Below are 14632 nucleotides of genomic sequence, written 5' to 3'. Positions count from 1 at the left end.
GATTGTGGAATCCATTTTAAATCAGCTGTTTTGGATCTGGGCACCTGTTTCTCTCCTGCCGGAATGGTTGCGTATTTTTTTAGTTCTCTTTGTGCTCCTGCAGCTCGCAATGCCGATTTTGTTCTACATTGTTCCTCCCTCCTTCAACTTGTTGTGCCGGTTGTTGAAAAAAATGCTTTATCTCATTTCTTATCCAATCATGGCACTAATTTGCACGATGCAAAGAATCCGGAGAGAAGCAGGTAAAGCGGGCATACCTGTTTGGATTGATATCATTGAAGGAATGTTTGCCTTGTTCGAAAGTTTTTTCAACAAAATGATTCAGCTTTTCAGGAAACGGAAAAGGAATAAGGCAAGGATTAAAAGATGGACCTTCTATTCTGCCACAGCTTTAGCGATTTTGCTTACTGCAGCAATCATGAACAATCCAAATAAGTGGTATACACAAAAATGGAAGAAAGCTGAGGCCTGGTTAAACCAAGAACATGTACAAGCATCCAGGGCTGCACCCCCTGATCCAAAAGAATTAATTTTAAATAGGAAATATAATGATGGCGGAAATATTCGTGAAGCTCCCACACTAACCGCGCCTCGTCTATACACTATTGCAAATGGGGAAATAATGCACTTTTTGAATGAAGAACGAGTAGATTCCAAAGGAATTAAGTGGCTAAAAGTTCAAACCGCAAACGGGATCGAAGGCTGGATTTCAGCAAGCATTGTCAGGGAAAAATAATAAATTGAGAGAGATATATTTACCATCTTAGTGTCGCAATGAATTGAAGAATTTTCGTGATTTTATGCTCCTTTTTCCAGTTCATAGAACAACCTAAATAAGGAGAGTTGATTCCAATGGGAATACTCCACTCTCCTTATTTAAAGCTCACCCAATTCATCAATCCATGAACCTCCAATTATATGGTAATAGAAAGAATTACAATTCATCGAGAAAATATTAACTTCACTTTTGACCTCAACTCTGGCAGCGTTGAGGTCAGGGGTTCGAGCCCCCTATTCTCCTGCTTAAAAACTTTGATATATCAATGTTTTTAAAAAAAATCACTTTCTTTTTAGGAAGTGATTTTTTTATTTGTGTGCGAATAGTGTGCGAAAAAATATTTTTAATTTTTATTGTTAATTCTTTAAAAGGTTAACATAGAGAAAAGTTAATGGACATATCCCTGTCAAGGTTGTAATGTGAATCCGATTATAACATATTCACTTTAAAATCGTCGATATAATAGGCTTTTCTTTTACCTTTGTATGATTTAAACAGATGTAGTTGGTGGCAGGATGTTTGATTTTGCCCCCCAACTTGCCACCAATTTACCACCACTTTGCCCCGCCACCACATGACTGACTGCTGACTATTTTACATCAGCAATAATCACAGTTTACTTCAAATGAAAAACCTTTATTTGATATATTAGCAGCTATGTTAATAATGTTCACCCCCACTTCTTAAATGAATGATGAATTCCTCCATATCTAAATACATCTTCTTTGCAGAGATGGAAACACTAACCCTTTACGTTATTACAGTTTATTGGGAGGTATTTTTTTACAAAATATAGAAATAATTAAAACGAACAGGTCATTATTAAAGGGGGGATTCGAATGGAGTTTTCAGTTCTCATTGCTTGGGTACATCATTTTTTGTTGATTATGGGTGGATGTTTAATTTTAACTCTCCTCATGCTATTTAGTTCAATTAAGTACACAAAGAATAAAGTAAAGCAAATAGAAGAAAACGATAGAAATGAGTTAAATACAACAAATGATTGATGAAAATTATTTCAATTTTTTCTAGTTTAAGATATTTGGTCACCATCCAAATGAGGAAACATAACGCTCTAGCTGAGAAGGGCTACTATATGAGTGAAATCATAGCAGTTATTATCCAGAATAGGATTGTTTCAAAGTCAGATTGATTTCTACCATTTTTTAGAAAATAAAAATAATACCCGAAGTTCCTTCGAGGTGGAATTTCGGGTTTCTATTTTCTAAATACCGTATGAATGTATATTTTTTTTGTCGGCGTTATCGCCCTGTTGTGTAATGCCAATATCCCTTTCGTTTCTGCTCTTATATGATAAAGGGTGTTTTGCAAAAGTCCTGTTTTCAAATGGATATTTATGATACTTTCAACAAAAGACAATCATTTCCTTCCATCTTCCTTAGAAATAATTTTATACTGGAAAGCAGAAGGAAAACTGATTCGAATTCCCTCGACAAATGCTTGTGCTGCCTTTTCATTTTCAAAAGAGACTTCATTTTCTTCACCAATAACTGTATTTACAAAATCAAATTCCTGACCATCTAGATCAAAAGCTTTTACGATAAATTTCATATGTCCTCCTACGCTTTTAGTTTACTGATAATATAGGCGTAATTGAACTGCCACTTTAATATTAACTGATTTTCCATAAATTTACAACTATTTTGATTGGTGAAATTCTACCTATGGCTAACCAAATGATTATTATTAGTATCCTTTTCGGGAATGATTTTGAACTCAAGATTTGATGGTAAACTGCTTTTTATTGCATTAATAAAAAATTCAAATGCTTCTTCAGATTCAAAAAGGATATCACCAATGATTTTATTTTCAATTTCTAGTTCTTTTCCTTCAGCATCAAATATTATTACTCTAAATTTCATCATTGCACTTCCTCATAATTGACTAACCTTATATGAACAATTTAATGCCTTGATTTTACTACAATCCTTACTATATTAGGATATTGATATGAAAGTGTTATAAAAGTGTTATGAAGTTGTTATGAAAAATAAGGGATGGGTAGGTTTTTAAATTAAATACGTATCCTCTTGAAAGAACTGAGTCAATAATTCTAACGCGAATTCAAGCCAATCATTATCTAAATGGTGATACAATAATCCGATATTAAAACTTTGGGTATAAAGGCTAAAGGATAATAGAAGGATTTACTTTCCTCTTTCATCTCTTAAAATACATAGAAGGAGGTAGAGCAACATGTTATTGCTTCATAGATTCAATGCGTTTTGGCCTAAAGTTGATTCACGTTTCAAAAAAAGCTTTATTTCCGTAAAAATAGGAACCTGTAGAAGTATAATGGAAACATGTAGTTTAAGTTAAGGAAGGTTGATAGAGTTGGGGGAATTTCTAGATTTTTTATATGAGGATTTTAGGTACAAACTTTATGTTCCGAGCGAATATCAAGCAGAAAAAGATACTCCGTTAATGGTGATGCTTCATGGATGTGAACAAAATCCGGATGATTTTGCTGCTGGAACAAATATGAACGAGCTTGCTGAAAAAGAAAACTTTCTCGTACTCTATCCTGACATGAATCACCTGTTTAATCCTTGGAATCCGGCTGGTTATAACCCTTTTGGCTGTTGGAACTGGTTTTTAGATAAAAATCAGCACCGTGGAGAGGGACATCCCAAGTTAATTAATGCGATCATTAATCAGGTTAAAAGTACGTACCCCATTGATTCAAGCGAGGTGTACGTAGCGGGCTTATCTGCAGGTGCCGCACTCGCTTGCATTCTTGGAGTTACCTATCCAGATGTATTTAGCGGTATAGGAGTGTGTTCGGGACTTCCCTATGATGCTGCTAATGTATTTTTTCTAACCGATCCATTGGCTAAGGCTGCTAAAGAAAGCATGCAAAAAGGCGTTTCGGATCCCTATGCATGCGGTAAAAGTGCCTTTCAGGAAATGGGAAAGTTCAAGAAGAAAATGCCTGTCATTGTTTTCCATGGTATCTGCGATACGATTGTACATCCCATTAATGGCCAGCAGGTTATCACACAGTGGGCACAAACTAATTTTCTTGTAGAAGGTGGTACAGGAAGAGCTGATATTACACCTCTCCAGGTCAAATCAGACCTTATTAATGGAAAAAGTTGTACTCAACATGTATACGGTGATAGAGGCGGTGAACATTTAATGGAACTTTGGATGATCGATCAAATGGGGCACGCATGGTCTGGTGGGAGCTCGAATGGTTCATATACCGACCCATCATGCCCAAATGCAACAGAAATCATCTGGAATTTCTTCACCAAACATCATCAGCATCCTGTTGAAAATCTGGTCGAAACACTTGAAACACCTAAAAAGAACTTTTTTCGTGGCCTTTTTACGAAGCTTTTTAAGAAAAGAGGATAAAACTATTCATCTTTTACTCTTAGGTCCAGGCAATTTTTTATACCGGTTTTGTTAAGAAATAATGCTATCTTAATTCACAAAAACTGCTAATTTAAGGGTAGTTTTTCCCCCAGAAATTCATTTCCATTCTAAGGGGTGATCCTTTATGATCATGCCTGTTATTCTTTTAATCCTGGGCACAATATGGTTTAACTTAATCTTTTTTCAAACGATTTTTCTCTTTTTCGCAAAACTCTTCGACACTAGATTTACTCCAATAGGGGGTACTAGCAAGTTCAACATCTGCTTTAGGTATTTTTCCACGACTGTAATACACATTTAATTTACGTTTATCATAATTCAATCCATGTTCCGATAAGTAATCAGCAAACTGCTTTTGATTTAAATAATCAGCCGGCGTTTCTCGGAGAATAGAATGGGTAGGTTTTTGAATTAAATACGTATCCTCTTGAAAGAACTGAGTCAATAATTCTAACGCGAATTCAAGCCAATCATTATCTAAATGGTGATACAATAATTCGATATTAAATCTTTCCTGTATGGGTGCTTCAAAAAACCAGGCTAATTTTAAAAATACAGCTTCAACGTCTGTTAATGCTTTCCTTTGCTTCTTCCACCAATAAGATGTTCTCATAAGCCTTTAATTTACCTTTAAATTTAGGGAACGTTTCAATGATTCGTTTCGTTGAGCGTTTCAACATTTTCCCTCCTGTCGACGTCATAGTCAACATCAGGACAGAAATTATTTTGACTTCTAAATTGCATCAAAGTGCAGCATGGATGTAGGCTCGTAGCACCCATAGATACCATGAAAACGTAAGGAATGTAGGTGGAAACCAGATAAAGCGACATATGAACTGAAAGAAAGGGCTCCTTTACTCTTTTAGTCCTTCGTTCTTCTATCTATAGATTTTTTTGTAATTTTTTAGGGCGTTTTGTCATATGTATTCCAATTGGGCAAAATCCTTCGCATAATAAAAATTGTGGAAAATCGATTTTATCGAATTAAATAGTTAAAGAGAATTAGGGGAATGGTTGATGGTTAGCGAGATCGAGAAATTAGAAGACCGGATCAATCAATTAAGAGAGGAATTGATCCAAATTGCAAATGAAACCGGTTTAAATAGCAATGAAACCCTTCGATTCAGTCAGAAACTAGACGATCTCATCACGATGTATCAAAAGAATAAAAATAAAAAATATAAAAAAATTTGATTAAAAGTCCTGTATTATCACATGATGAATATGGGATTTTTTTGAATTTCTTTTGATGATACAAGGAAAAGTCCTCAAGCTGGTTGCGAAACATCTTTAATTACGTTAATTTTGCGCAAATTGAATGAAATCATCCAGATCCTTTTGATCGACTATCTGTTCAAAGTCGCATGGCTCCTCTAATATAATACCCCGCTGACGAGCAACTGAAATCAGTAAACCTAATTCATAATACATATTTTTCGTTAATAATCCTTTTTCAATGTTTTTCATCATTTCATTATAAAAAGCAATTAAAAAATCAGTAGGCAACTTTTCATAAAAATCCATTATTTAATTCCCCCCTATTAAAATTGTAGGAAAACATTTTTGGACAAAACAGAAGCACCTGGACCCATTATAAAGAAGTGGTTGTAAAATGTTTGTCGATTTAACTGAATATTTACAATAATTCAACAATATTTTATCACTCATTCCCTTTAGGAAATCGATCAACGTACTTTTTCTATTTTACTAAAATTTCATTTAAAATTCTTGAGGTTAGCTTAAGTACATTTCTTCACAATCTTATTTTTAATAATTTAACATAACTACCCAATGTTCCTTTTAGTGTTATTCCACAAGCTGGCCCTTTCATGCAAAAAGGACGCTATTCAAATTCCGGAAATGCGCCCGATTGCAGAATATTGAAAAATTCGAAAGAGCTCAAAATGGCTCCCCAGTTATTTTAGTTGAAGAGTATTTGTGTTCATTTTTTTACTATGTAATGTAATTCAACAAATTGATTGAAGGTTCTAGTACCTTTTAGAGAAAGGTCTAGCTGATAATCACCTACTTTAAATAAAGGAATTCCCTCTCCGATGATAGTTGGTGCAATTGTCATAATCAGTTCATCGACTAATTTTTCTTTTAAAAACGTATGTAGTAAGTCTCCACCACCAACTATCCAAATATTTTTTCCTTCTACTTTTTTCAAGATATGAGTAAAGTTAACAATGTCATCATTTACAAATTTAACATCGTTCGTATCGTCTAATGATGACCTAGAAAAAACGTAACAATCTTTATTTTGATATGGGAATTGACCTTTTTCGTGTTCCATAATCCAATCATATGTTCTTTTACCAATTAAGATTGTGTCTATCGTTTCAAAAAATTCCGAATAGCCGTTATCCCCTTCACCCTCAACTTTAAATAACCAATCTAAAGAATCTTCTTTTGTTGCGATATACCCGTCCAAGCTTTGAGCAATAAACAACACTATCTTCCGTTGGTTCTTCATAATACGCCTCCTATTTACACTCTATATAAGAATATATGTTCCCTAATATTTTAGCAAAGATGCAACTTTTATTAACTATCCTGCTCGTTACTTTAAGTGCAATTCTTCACAATCTTCCCTTATAATTTAACACAATTATCCATTTATCTTTAGAGTGAGTTACTCAACAATCTGTTCCTTAACATAAAGAAAGAGCACATTCTTGCTCCAGAAATGCGCCCTTTTATGAAATAACTACACAATTTGAATTAGCCCTCATTTATTGATAATTTGGAGTCAGTCCGTTAGTTTGAGAGGAATTAAAAGTTCCCTCTCTTTAACATTTTAATCATTTTGTAATTCCCTAAGCATTTGGAAAATTTGACCTCTATGATGTGATTCATGTTCAATCAAATGGTAAACAACCCACTCAGGAGTGACGTCATAATGTTCAAGTACTCTCAGTTTACGCCAATCCGTTAGATCCATTGAACGAAAGTGGGAAAGAAATACTTCACGAACCTTATTAAGCCGGTAAAAATGTTCTTCTAAACTTTGTCCCTCTATGTGATTTATAGAGCCGTCTTCAGAGCGGCTTTCTAACGGAAACAACGAGCGTATTTCGGGATCCCATTCAGCACCAAGGACTTCTACATATAACCAATCTGCCTCTACCAATGCAATGTGATATAATAACGAGCCAATCGTTTGTCGTTTACCAATTTTTGCGTCGAGTATACTTTGGTTGATTGAAGTTAATTCTGTCATAAGAGTATGGCGAACATCTTCTAAACACCATAGCCATCGGCCAATTTCTTCTTCATATTCTGGTAATGGAGATACCAGTAATTCTCTTCTCTCCAACGAGATCAACCTCCTCTAATTAAAATACTTACATTCTATTAAAAATGGATGTTTCCTTCTTTTAAATAAGAAAATTTTCTTTCCTAATTCTATAATCTGGCGCAATACAAAAAGATGCCACCTTATTAAAGAATGGCGCCCGTTTCTTGAATAACAAGAGTTAGAGAAACAGTTCCATTTCACTTTCCTTATTAGTAAAACCCATTTTTCTGTAAAGAGGTTCGCCTTCTTCAGATGCATGCAGCCAAATTCGCTTAACTCCACTTTTTTTACTTTCGTCTATGCAATTTTCAAGCAATCTTTTCGCCAAACCCTTTCCACGATATTCAGGAACAGTGTACATATTAAGAATGTAGGCTTCAATCCCTTGAAGATTTTCTAAGTAAGGTGGTCTTTTAAATAAAACCATTCCACTGATACTTACAGGTTCTCCATTCATTTCTGCCATATAGGATATAAATTCATTTTTTGAAAGTGCTTTTTGCAAATACTCTCTTGTTGAAGTTTTCATAAGAAGCTCATCTTGGGGAGAATTCAACTCATCTAATTCCTTTAGTAAGGCTAACCGTAAACTTATAATTTTATCAATATGTTCAAAGGAAACCTTAATAAAATTAAGCATTAGAAACACACCCTTTATTTTAATCTTCCTAAAGGTATATTCTTCATATAGAATTAACTTTCCTTCTTATACTAAATGGCCCTAAACATAAAGAAAGAGCACAATTCATGCTGCAGAATTGCTCCCTTTAGCTGAATAACCATTATTTTTCTTTGATTAACAGGAGTCGGGTCAATCACATCCAGATGACGAGTATATAGTCCTCGTATAACTCTAGAGAATGCAATGTCTCATATATTTAATATTTAACCAAATCAAGCGATGATTAAAAAAAGCAACATAATGTCAATTATGTTGAATTATGAAAAAAAGAGGCTGATTCAAAAGGTGGTTGAATGACGACTCTTTTGAATCAGCCTCTAGGCGTATTTTTGATGCTTATTTTTACAATCTAGTATGAGGGTCGCTAAGCCCACGACTTTTAATAGAAATAATTAAATTTTTGTTAGCAATCGATCAATAACTTCCATGTATTCTTCTAAGTCACTACACCCTTTAACAGATTCAATCTGTTCCAAAGAAGATACAGCACTGCTGATTAAAAATTTTCGGGGGGGAGCGTTATTTTGCATCAATTCATCAGAAATGAATGTTATAAATTCCAGACACTTTTTTTGTTCTGTTTCATTCATTACATTTTTCGCTACAAAACGTTTCATACTTGTAGTTCCTCGTGTTAACTCAGTAGTTAAAAGATCATCAGATTGATTATCCAATAACGAAAATAATTCTTCCGGATTAAATAATTGCTCTTTTTGTTCACTCGCAGCCTTAATATTTACTTCTGTATGTTTTATACAATAACGGATAATTTCTTCAATTTTTAATGTATGATTTAACTTTTTATTTGTTATTAAAATATTATGGAGCATACCTTGAAATACAACGGCCCCGTCGAATAAGTATGGAGCTAGTTCTTGTGGGAAAATCTGATGAAAACGTTTATATATCCAACTTAAATTTGTTGCTTTCGTGTGTCTCACATAATGAAACAGTTTGGTTTCATTCGAGACAAGCATATCATCGATAATTTCAAGCATCTTGTTCTCCTCATTAAAACGCATCATAAATATCAATTGTTCTTCAAAAACTCGACGGTCACTCTCCTTATGCCCAAGTAATAACTTTTCACGCTGCAACGTCATCGATTCTTGTAAAATCGAAAACAACGATATTGACAATTCGCTTTTCGATGAGAAATATTTATAAAATGTCCCCTTTGAAATATCACTTCGTTCAAATATATCCTGTACCGAAGTATCACGGTAACCTTTTTCTATAAAGAGCTTATGTGCATGCTCTAAAATGTCACGTTGTTTTTTGTTCATTTTTATTACTCCTTCCGTCCACGCTCTCCTCTTTATTTAGTATGCCGCATGGAACTTCCACAAAATAAAAAATTAAATTTTTCTCTTGATAAAACAACAATAATAATTATACTGTTACTATAAACTATATACAATAAGTATAAAAATATACTAAATGTATAAAAAAGAGGGGGAGCATATAGATGTCTGAACAAACTATAAGAAAACCGAATATGTGAATATTAGTATCTCAATGCTCGTCCTTGAATTACCCGAAGAGGAAATCTCACACCTTATAGGTTTGCAAAAGTTTATTTTAAAAAAGCTATTATTAGAGGAGGAATTAGGTTAAATGAGCACGAAACGTTTACTTTTATTGAACATTATTATTTTACTTATTTTAGTCGGTGGAGGTTTTGGGGGTTATGCCTATTATAATCAAAATGTAAGCTATTTAAGGACAGACAATGCCCAAATTACTGGACAACAAGTAACTATAACTGCTCCTACAAATGGGAAATTAACGGATTGGAAAGGCAATGTTGGTTCCAACTTTTCGAAAGATTCTACAGTGGGAACAATTACAACAACAGGGACAAATGGAACACCTGTAAATATGAACGTTACTCTTCCAACAGATGGAACTATTGTACAAAATAATGCAGTTCAAGATTCATTTGTAGCCGCTGGCACCCCACTTGCCCAAGCGTATGATTTAAAGAAATTATGGGTAACAGCAAATATTGACGAAACAAAGATTGATGAAGTGGCAGTAGGACAGGATGTCGATATCTATGTTGATGCTTTCCCAACCAGCACATTAAAAGGAAAAGTACAACAAATCGGCTTGGCAACGTCTGGAACATTTTCCCTATTACCTAACACTAATACAACTGGTAACTACACAAAAGTTACTCAAGTCGTTCCTATAAAAGTATCCATTGATGATAATAAAGGTGATGCAATTGTTCCTGGGATGAACGTAACCGTGCGAATTCATAAGTAGGTGATGAGATGTCAATATATATCACGGGTTATATTATTTTAAGTGTTTTGCTGTTGCTTTTCATAAATTTTAGGATGACGAAACAAAAAAAACCTAACATTAATCAAACTAAAATAATGAATAAAGAGGTTAGGGAAAATATTGCTCAACCCGATATAAAGGATGAAAAGCCTAAGCAAAATATTACTCGAATCGAAATGAAGGATATGAAGGGTCAGAAGAATATTCATCAAGATTTATCGGGTCAAGTGGAGGAAATGCATGAAGATTCAGCTATTCCTGAACCAGTATTGAAAAATGTCGAAGCTAAAGTTCAGCCGAAAGAAAGCTTGAACCATCGAAAAAAACAATCTGTTACAGACGCTGAAAAAGATTCAGGTACAGGAAAAATACTAGTAGAACAATCGGCAGGCTCATTGTATGAAATAGAACGGATTAAGTCCCCTGCTTTACAGATGACCATCATTATTCTTGGAGTGTTTATGGCTATTTTGGATACAAGTGTAGTCAATGTAGCAATCCCCAAAATGGAGACTGCTCTGAACGCTAGTACAGATCAAATCCAATGGGTTGTTACGGGATACATGCTCGTACTTGGTATGTTAATTCCGATTTCCGGTTGGTTAACGGATAAATTTGGAGCCAAAAAGCTCTTCCTGTTTTCCTTAACTACATTCACCATTGGATCAGCACTATGCGGGTTTGCATGGAATCTTGAATCCATAATCATATTTCGCATCGTTCAAGCTCTTGGCGGCGCTTTGATGCAGCCAGTTGCAATGGCGATGATCTTCCGTATATACCCACCTGAACGGCGGGGGACAGTTATGGGCATTTTCGGAATTGCCATGATGGCGGCTCCGGCATTCGGCCCTGCACTGAGTGGATATTTAGTAGAATATTGGTCGTGGCGGTACATTTTCTACATCAATGTCCCAATCGGGATTGTAGCAGTGATTCTTGGTGTACTTATGATGCACGAATTTCCACACGAGGCGAAAGGCAAGTTTGATATTTTGGGTTTTATCTTCTCAATCATCGGCTTTGGAAGTCTATTGTATGGATTCAACGAGTTATCTGCTAAAGGATGGGGTTCAACAGAGGTTGTTTCTTTTCTTTCTGTAGGTGTACTTTGTTTAATCATTTTGGTGATTGTTGAACTAAAGGTGAAGCATCCGATGATCCAATTAAAGGTATTCAAAAACTACCAGTTTAACATGAGTCTTATCCTAAGTTCGCTTGTAAGTATTTCAATGTTTGTGGGTGTTTTCTTTCTTCCACTCTATCTTCAAAATATCCGGGGATTTTCGGCTGTACGTACAGGACTTTTCATGACACCTGCTGCATTAGCTTCAGCAGTCATAATGCCGATCAGCGGACGATTATTCGACCGTATTGGAGCACGGCCGCTAGGTATAGCTGGACTGGTTGTCGTTACACTAGCCACGCTGGGATTCACGAATCTGGGGGTGGATACAAGTTCAAACACAATCCAGTGGTTTTACATTCTGCGCAGCGCAGGAGTGTCTATGGTTATGATGCCTCTTATGACAGCAGGTATGAACTCCATTCCGTTTGAATTGACGAGTCAGGGTACGGCTATGAATAACACAATACGTCAGGTTACGTCCTCATTGGGAACGGCAATCCTTACGACCTACATGACCACCCAGTCAAAAATTGCCGCTACCCATATGTCATGGCAAGTGACGCCAACTTCACAGTCCGGTCAATTTTTGATGAAGATTCAACAATTAATGCAGGCTCACGGCATGGGAGTTTCTGGATCAAAACAGGCCGCCTTAACCATGATGAATGGATTGATTCAACAGAATGCATTTGTAGCTGGGATGAATGATGCATTTATGGTGGCAACCCTTTTAACTGCGGTTGGGGTAATTCTTGTCTTCTTTTATGGCAGAAAAAAACATAGTCAAGAAGATACGCTTAAAAAGTCAAATAAAGCAGTAATGGATTAGCCGCAAATATTAGTTGAACATTACTTAAACATTCATATGAAATCGATGGGATTAATGATTCCTTTATTGTTACAACTGGAATCGCATTTGTAGCTTTAGTTTTATCGTTCTTAATTAAACGTTCGCGGGAAAAAGAACAGTAAGTTTAAGGAAAGGATATCTCGGGAAGGTTCTTTAAATGAGGACCTTTTCGAGTTAGATTTTCTTTTCTTCACTATTTGTTTATTTACGGATAAATAATTAAGGAACTTAGTAAATTTATCCCAATTTATTTTTTATTAACGTTTATTGAATTCATATTTTGGAAAAAATTATCAACACAAATTAAGCCCACAATCAACTATACTATACATAACTTTCCATCATAATTTTGGGGGAATTTCCTATTCATCTGATTGGGCTAATATTTAAAGGAATTGAAATTTTAGTAACGAAACCTACTCTTCAGCAATGATAAAATAAAAACACTCATTAATATAAAACGTAATTGAAGTTACTTATTGATTACAATTTGAAAGAAGGGTTAAGATTGGCAGATTTAGGACTTTTGATTATTCGGTTGGTTGTCGGCCTCACATTCGTAGGGCATGGGGCCCAAAAATTATTTGGCTGGTTCGGTGGACCTGGTCCAATCAAGTTTGGTGAATGGTTAGGTACCATCGGAATTACGACTGGCGGTCTCCTTTTTTCAGCCGGTGAACTCACTTGGCTTGGAGCAATTCTCATAATAATCGTTATGATTGACGCTATTTTCACAGTCCATGGCAAAAATGGCTTCTGGCTAACCGATGGAGGCTATGAATATAACCTTATTTTGATCGCTATAGTCCTTGGTGTTGCCCTAATTGGACCTGGTGATTATGTATTAATTTATAAGATGTAATTAATAAACATTTTTGTTTTTTGCCTACTCCTATCTAATCCAGGTGAATCCTAATTATGATTTTATCCGGCTTTTGTACTTTTTCATATGTGATGTCCTATAAATTCATATTGTTTATTGAAAGGAATACTTTAAAAATACTGTACAATTGAATGCCAAATAGAAAAAAGACCCATAAAAAACTTGCTCAATTAATCGATTGGTTAATTTGAAAAAAGATAAGAAAGTATCAGATCGATAGATAAGGTTTTACTTTGATAGCAGATCACTGCAAGCATCCGTACCTCTCCCGCTTTCTGACCCATTTGTTGAAGAAGAATATTCCTTCTTAAATATATTTTTAGAAAATAAAATACGATCTTTATGTAAGACTTTTTTTCCATCGCAAAGCTATAAATTTTTTAAAAAAATGTATATGAATTTATAAAACTGGTGATAATGATAAAGTATTCCCTATTTTAATAGCCTTTACTCTCGTTAAGCAAAGGCTTTTTTTTTTAGGAGTTCCATCTATTATATATAGGTACTTTTCATTTTTATTTTGTACTTTCTAACTAACTTATAAAAAGTTTAAATTTATATAATGTATATTATATACTAAGTTAAATTCAGGAATTAAGCATAGAGCAAACCTTTAAAGGGTTACTCTTTTTGTGCTCAAATCAAATTCAACTTAAGAACCAAGACTTATAGAATAGAATGCATGCCAGGATGACGGTTGACACCTCAGGATGCCTAGAAAAAGCGGAGTGCCGTTTTTCTGGCATCTGATCCAGTTTATTGCTACTAAACATTCAAACATAACAAGTGGGTCATTATGAACAAAACTGCAAACATACATATTGAATATTTATCGAAAAATAACTTTCTATCATCGTAGGAAAGTATATTACTAAATTGGAAATCGAGGTTATAGGAATACTGGTATATCCATTCTAGGGAAACCACCCATACACATACATCTTACTAAGGTATAGTCTCAAACACAAAAAAGCCCTATAAGGGCTTTTTTACTAGAATTTTATGAGGACAAACCTATTACCTTTTACGAATTCTGTGTTATGTAGAGCATCAAAAGGACGGTGTAAAATTAAACCGTCCTCACTCCACAATATATTATTTAAATCATTTTCTTAAAAAAATCTACGTCTTCTTCTTTCGATTTCTATTTCAATACGTCTTCTTCTCTCGATCTCAATCTCGATTTCAATGCGTCTTCTTCTTTCGATTTCGATTTCAATTTCAATGGGGAAAAACCTTCTTCTCCTAAATCCATCAGGAAAAAAAACCATGTGCAATCATCCTCCTTTCATTTCAGAATTTGTAAGAAAAAGGA

Annotated in this window: 16 protein-coding genes; 7 read left to right on the top strand and 9 right to left on the bottom strand. The window is 34.7% G+C overall.

From position 1 onward, the window contains the following. Positions 1 to 4 precede the first annotated feature (4 nt). Together J2S10_RS15480 and J2S10_RS15475 are read left to right on the top strand one after the other, a co-directional pair. Positions 5 to 736, top strand: coding sequence for an SH3 domain-containing protein (locus J2S10_RS15480; protein WP_307409351.1), 732 nt, complete (start codon positions 5 to 7; stop codon positions 734 to 736). An 881-nt stretch (positions 737 to 1617) separates the two neighbouring features. Then, the gene (locus J2S10_RS15475) at positions 1618 to 1785 is read left to right on the top strand and encodes a hypothetical protein (protein ID WP_307409348.1); all 168 of its coding nucleotides are present in this window, start codon (positions 1618 to 1620) and stop codon (positions 1783 to 1785) included. A gap of 373 nt (positions 1786 to 2158) precedes the next feature. On the opposite strand, the gene J2S10_RS15470 is transcribed toward J2S10_RS15475, so the two are convergent. Then, positions 2159 to 2350, bottom strand: coding sequence for a hypothetical protein (locus J2S10_RS15470; RefSeq protein WP_307409346.1), 192 nt, complete (start codon positions 2348 to 2350; stop codon positions 2159 to 2161). Between the two features lie 107 nt (positions 2351 to 2457). Beyond that, positions 2458 to 2661, bottom strand: coding sequence for a hypothetical protein (locus J2S10_RS15465; protein WP_307409344.1), 204 nt, complete (start codon positions 2659 to 2661; stop codon positions 2458 to 2460). A gap of 472 nt (positions 2662 to 3133) precedes the next feature. Between J2S10_RS15465 and J2S10_RS15460 the strand changes: the two genes are divergently transcribed. Continuing rightward, complete coding sequence (locus J2S10_RS15460) at positions 3134 to 4159, top strand: extracellular catalytic domain type 1 short-chain-length polyhydroxyalkanoate depolymerase (RefSeq protein ID WP_307409342.1); 1026 nt, start codon at positions 3134 to 3136, stop codon at positions 4157 to 4159. A 193-nt stretch (positions 4160 to 4352) separates the two neighbouring features. Here the strand turns inward: J2S10_RS15460 and J2S10_RS15455 are convergent, their stop codons facing one another. Beyond that, positions 4353 to 4793 carry a hypothetical protein gene (locus J2S10_RS15455; RefSeq protein ID WP_307409340.1) on the bottom strand — a complete coding sequence of 147 codons (441 nt, stop codon included), beginning with the start codon at positions 4791 to 4793 and terminating at the stop codon, positions 4353 to 4355. A gap of 404 nt (positions 4794 to 5197) precedes the next feature. Here J2S10_RS15455 and J2S10_RS15450 point away from each other — a divergent pair, with 404 nt between their 5' ends. Then, complete coding sequence (locus J2S10_RS15450; protein WP_307409338.1) at positions 5198 to 5374, top strand: aspartyl-phosphate phosphatase Spo0E family protein; 177 nt, start codon at positions 5198 to 5200, stop codon at positions 5372 to 5374. Positions 5375 to 5479: 105 nt separating this feature from the next. Here J2S10_RS15450 and J2S10_RS15445 read toward each other — a convergent pair whose 3' ends face one another. The 5 genes from J2S10_RS15445 to J2S10_RS15425 form a co-directional block, all read right to left on the bottom strand. Then, positions 5480 to 5704 (bottom strand): hypothetical protein, encoded by a 225-nt coding sequence (locus J2S10_RS15445; protein ID WP_307409336.1) that lies wholly within the window; start codon positions 5702 to 5704, stop codon positions 5480 to 5482. Between the two features lie 418 nt (positions 5705 to 6122). Further along, a complete protein-coding gene (locus tag J2S10_RS15440) occupies positions 6123 to 6656 on the bottom strand; it encodes a dihydrofolate reductase family protein (protein ID WP_307409334.1) in 534 nt (177 codons plus the stop codon). A 324-nt stretch (positions 6657 to 6980) separates the two neighbouring features. Continuing rightward, on the bottom strand, positions 6981 to 7499 hold the full coding sequence (locus tag J2S10_RS15435) for a DinB family protein (protein WP_307409332.1): 519 nt from the start codon (positions 7497 to 7499) through the stop codon (positions 6981 to 6983). 160 nt (positions 7500 to 7659) lie between these two features. Next, positions 7660 to 8121: a GNAT family N-acetyltransferase gene (locus J2S10_RS15430; RefSeq protein WP_307409330.1), complete on the bottom strand. Its 462-nt coding sequence runs from the start codon at positions 8119 to 8121 to the stop codon at positions 7660 to 7662. Between the two features lie 434 nt (positions 8122 to 8555). Further along, positions 8556 to 9449, bottom strand: coding sequence for a TetR/AcrR family transcriptional regulator (locus J2S10_RS15425; RefSeq protein WP_307409329.1), 894 nt, complete (start codon positions 9447 to 9449; stop codon positions 8556 to 8558). A 331-nt stretch (positions 9450 to 9780) separates the two neighbouring features. On the opposite strand from J2S10_RS15425, the gene J2S10_RS15420 reads away from it, so the two are divergent. The 3 genes from J2S10_RS15420 to J2S10_RS15410 all read left to right on the top strand — a co-directional run bounded on the left by J2S10_RS15420 (position 9781) and on the right by J2S10_RS15410 (position 13296). Continuing rightward, positions 9781 to 10434: an HlyD family secretion protein gene (locus J2S10_RS15420; RefSeq protein ID WP_307409327.1), complete on the top strand. Its 654-nt coding sequence runs from the start codon at positions 9781 to 9783 to the stop codon at positions 10432 to 10434. Between the two features lie 8 nt (positions 10435 to 10442). Further along, the gene (locus tag J2S10_RS15415; RefSeq protein ID WP_307409325.1) at positions 10443 to 12413 is read left to right on the top strand and encodes a DHA2 family efflux MFS transporter permease subunit; all 1971 of its coding nucleotides are present in this window, start codon (positions 10443 to 10445) and stop codon (positions 12411 to 12413) included. A gap of 529 nt (positions 12414 to 12942) precedes the next feature. Next, positions 12943 to 13296 (top strand): DoxX family protein, encoded by a 354-nt coding sequence (locus J2S10_RS15410; protein WP_307409323.1) that lies wholly within the window; start codon positions 12943 to 12945, stop codon positions 13294 to 13296. Between the two features lie 1133 nt (positions 13297 to 14429). Here J2S10_RS15410 and J2S10_RS15405 read toward each other — a convergent pair. Beyond that, complete coding sequence (locus J2S10_RS15405; protein WP_307409321.1) at positions 14430 to 14588, bottom strand: hypothetical protein; 159 nt, start codon at positions 14586 to 14588, stop codon at positions 14430 to 14432. Positions 14589 to 14632 lie beyond the last annotated feature (44 nt).

It is taken from the genome of Neobacillus ginsengisoli (assembly GCF_030813055.1).
The sequence above is the reverse complement of the archived record's forward strand: the minus strand, read 5'-3'. Positions and strand labels throughout refer to the sequence as shown.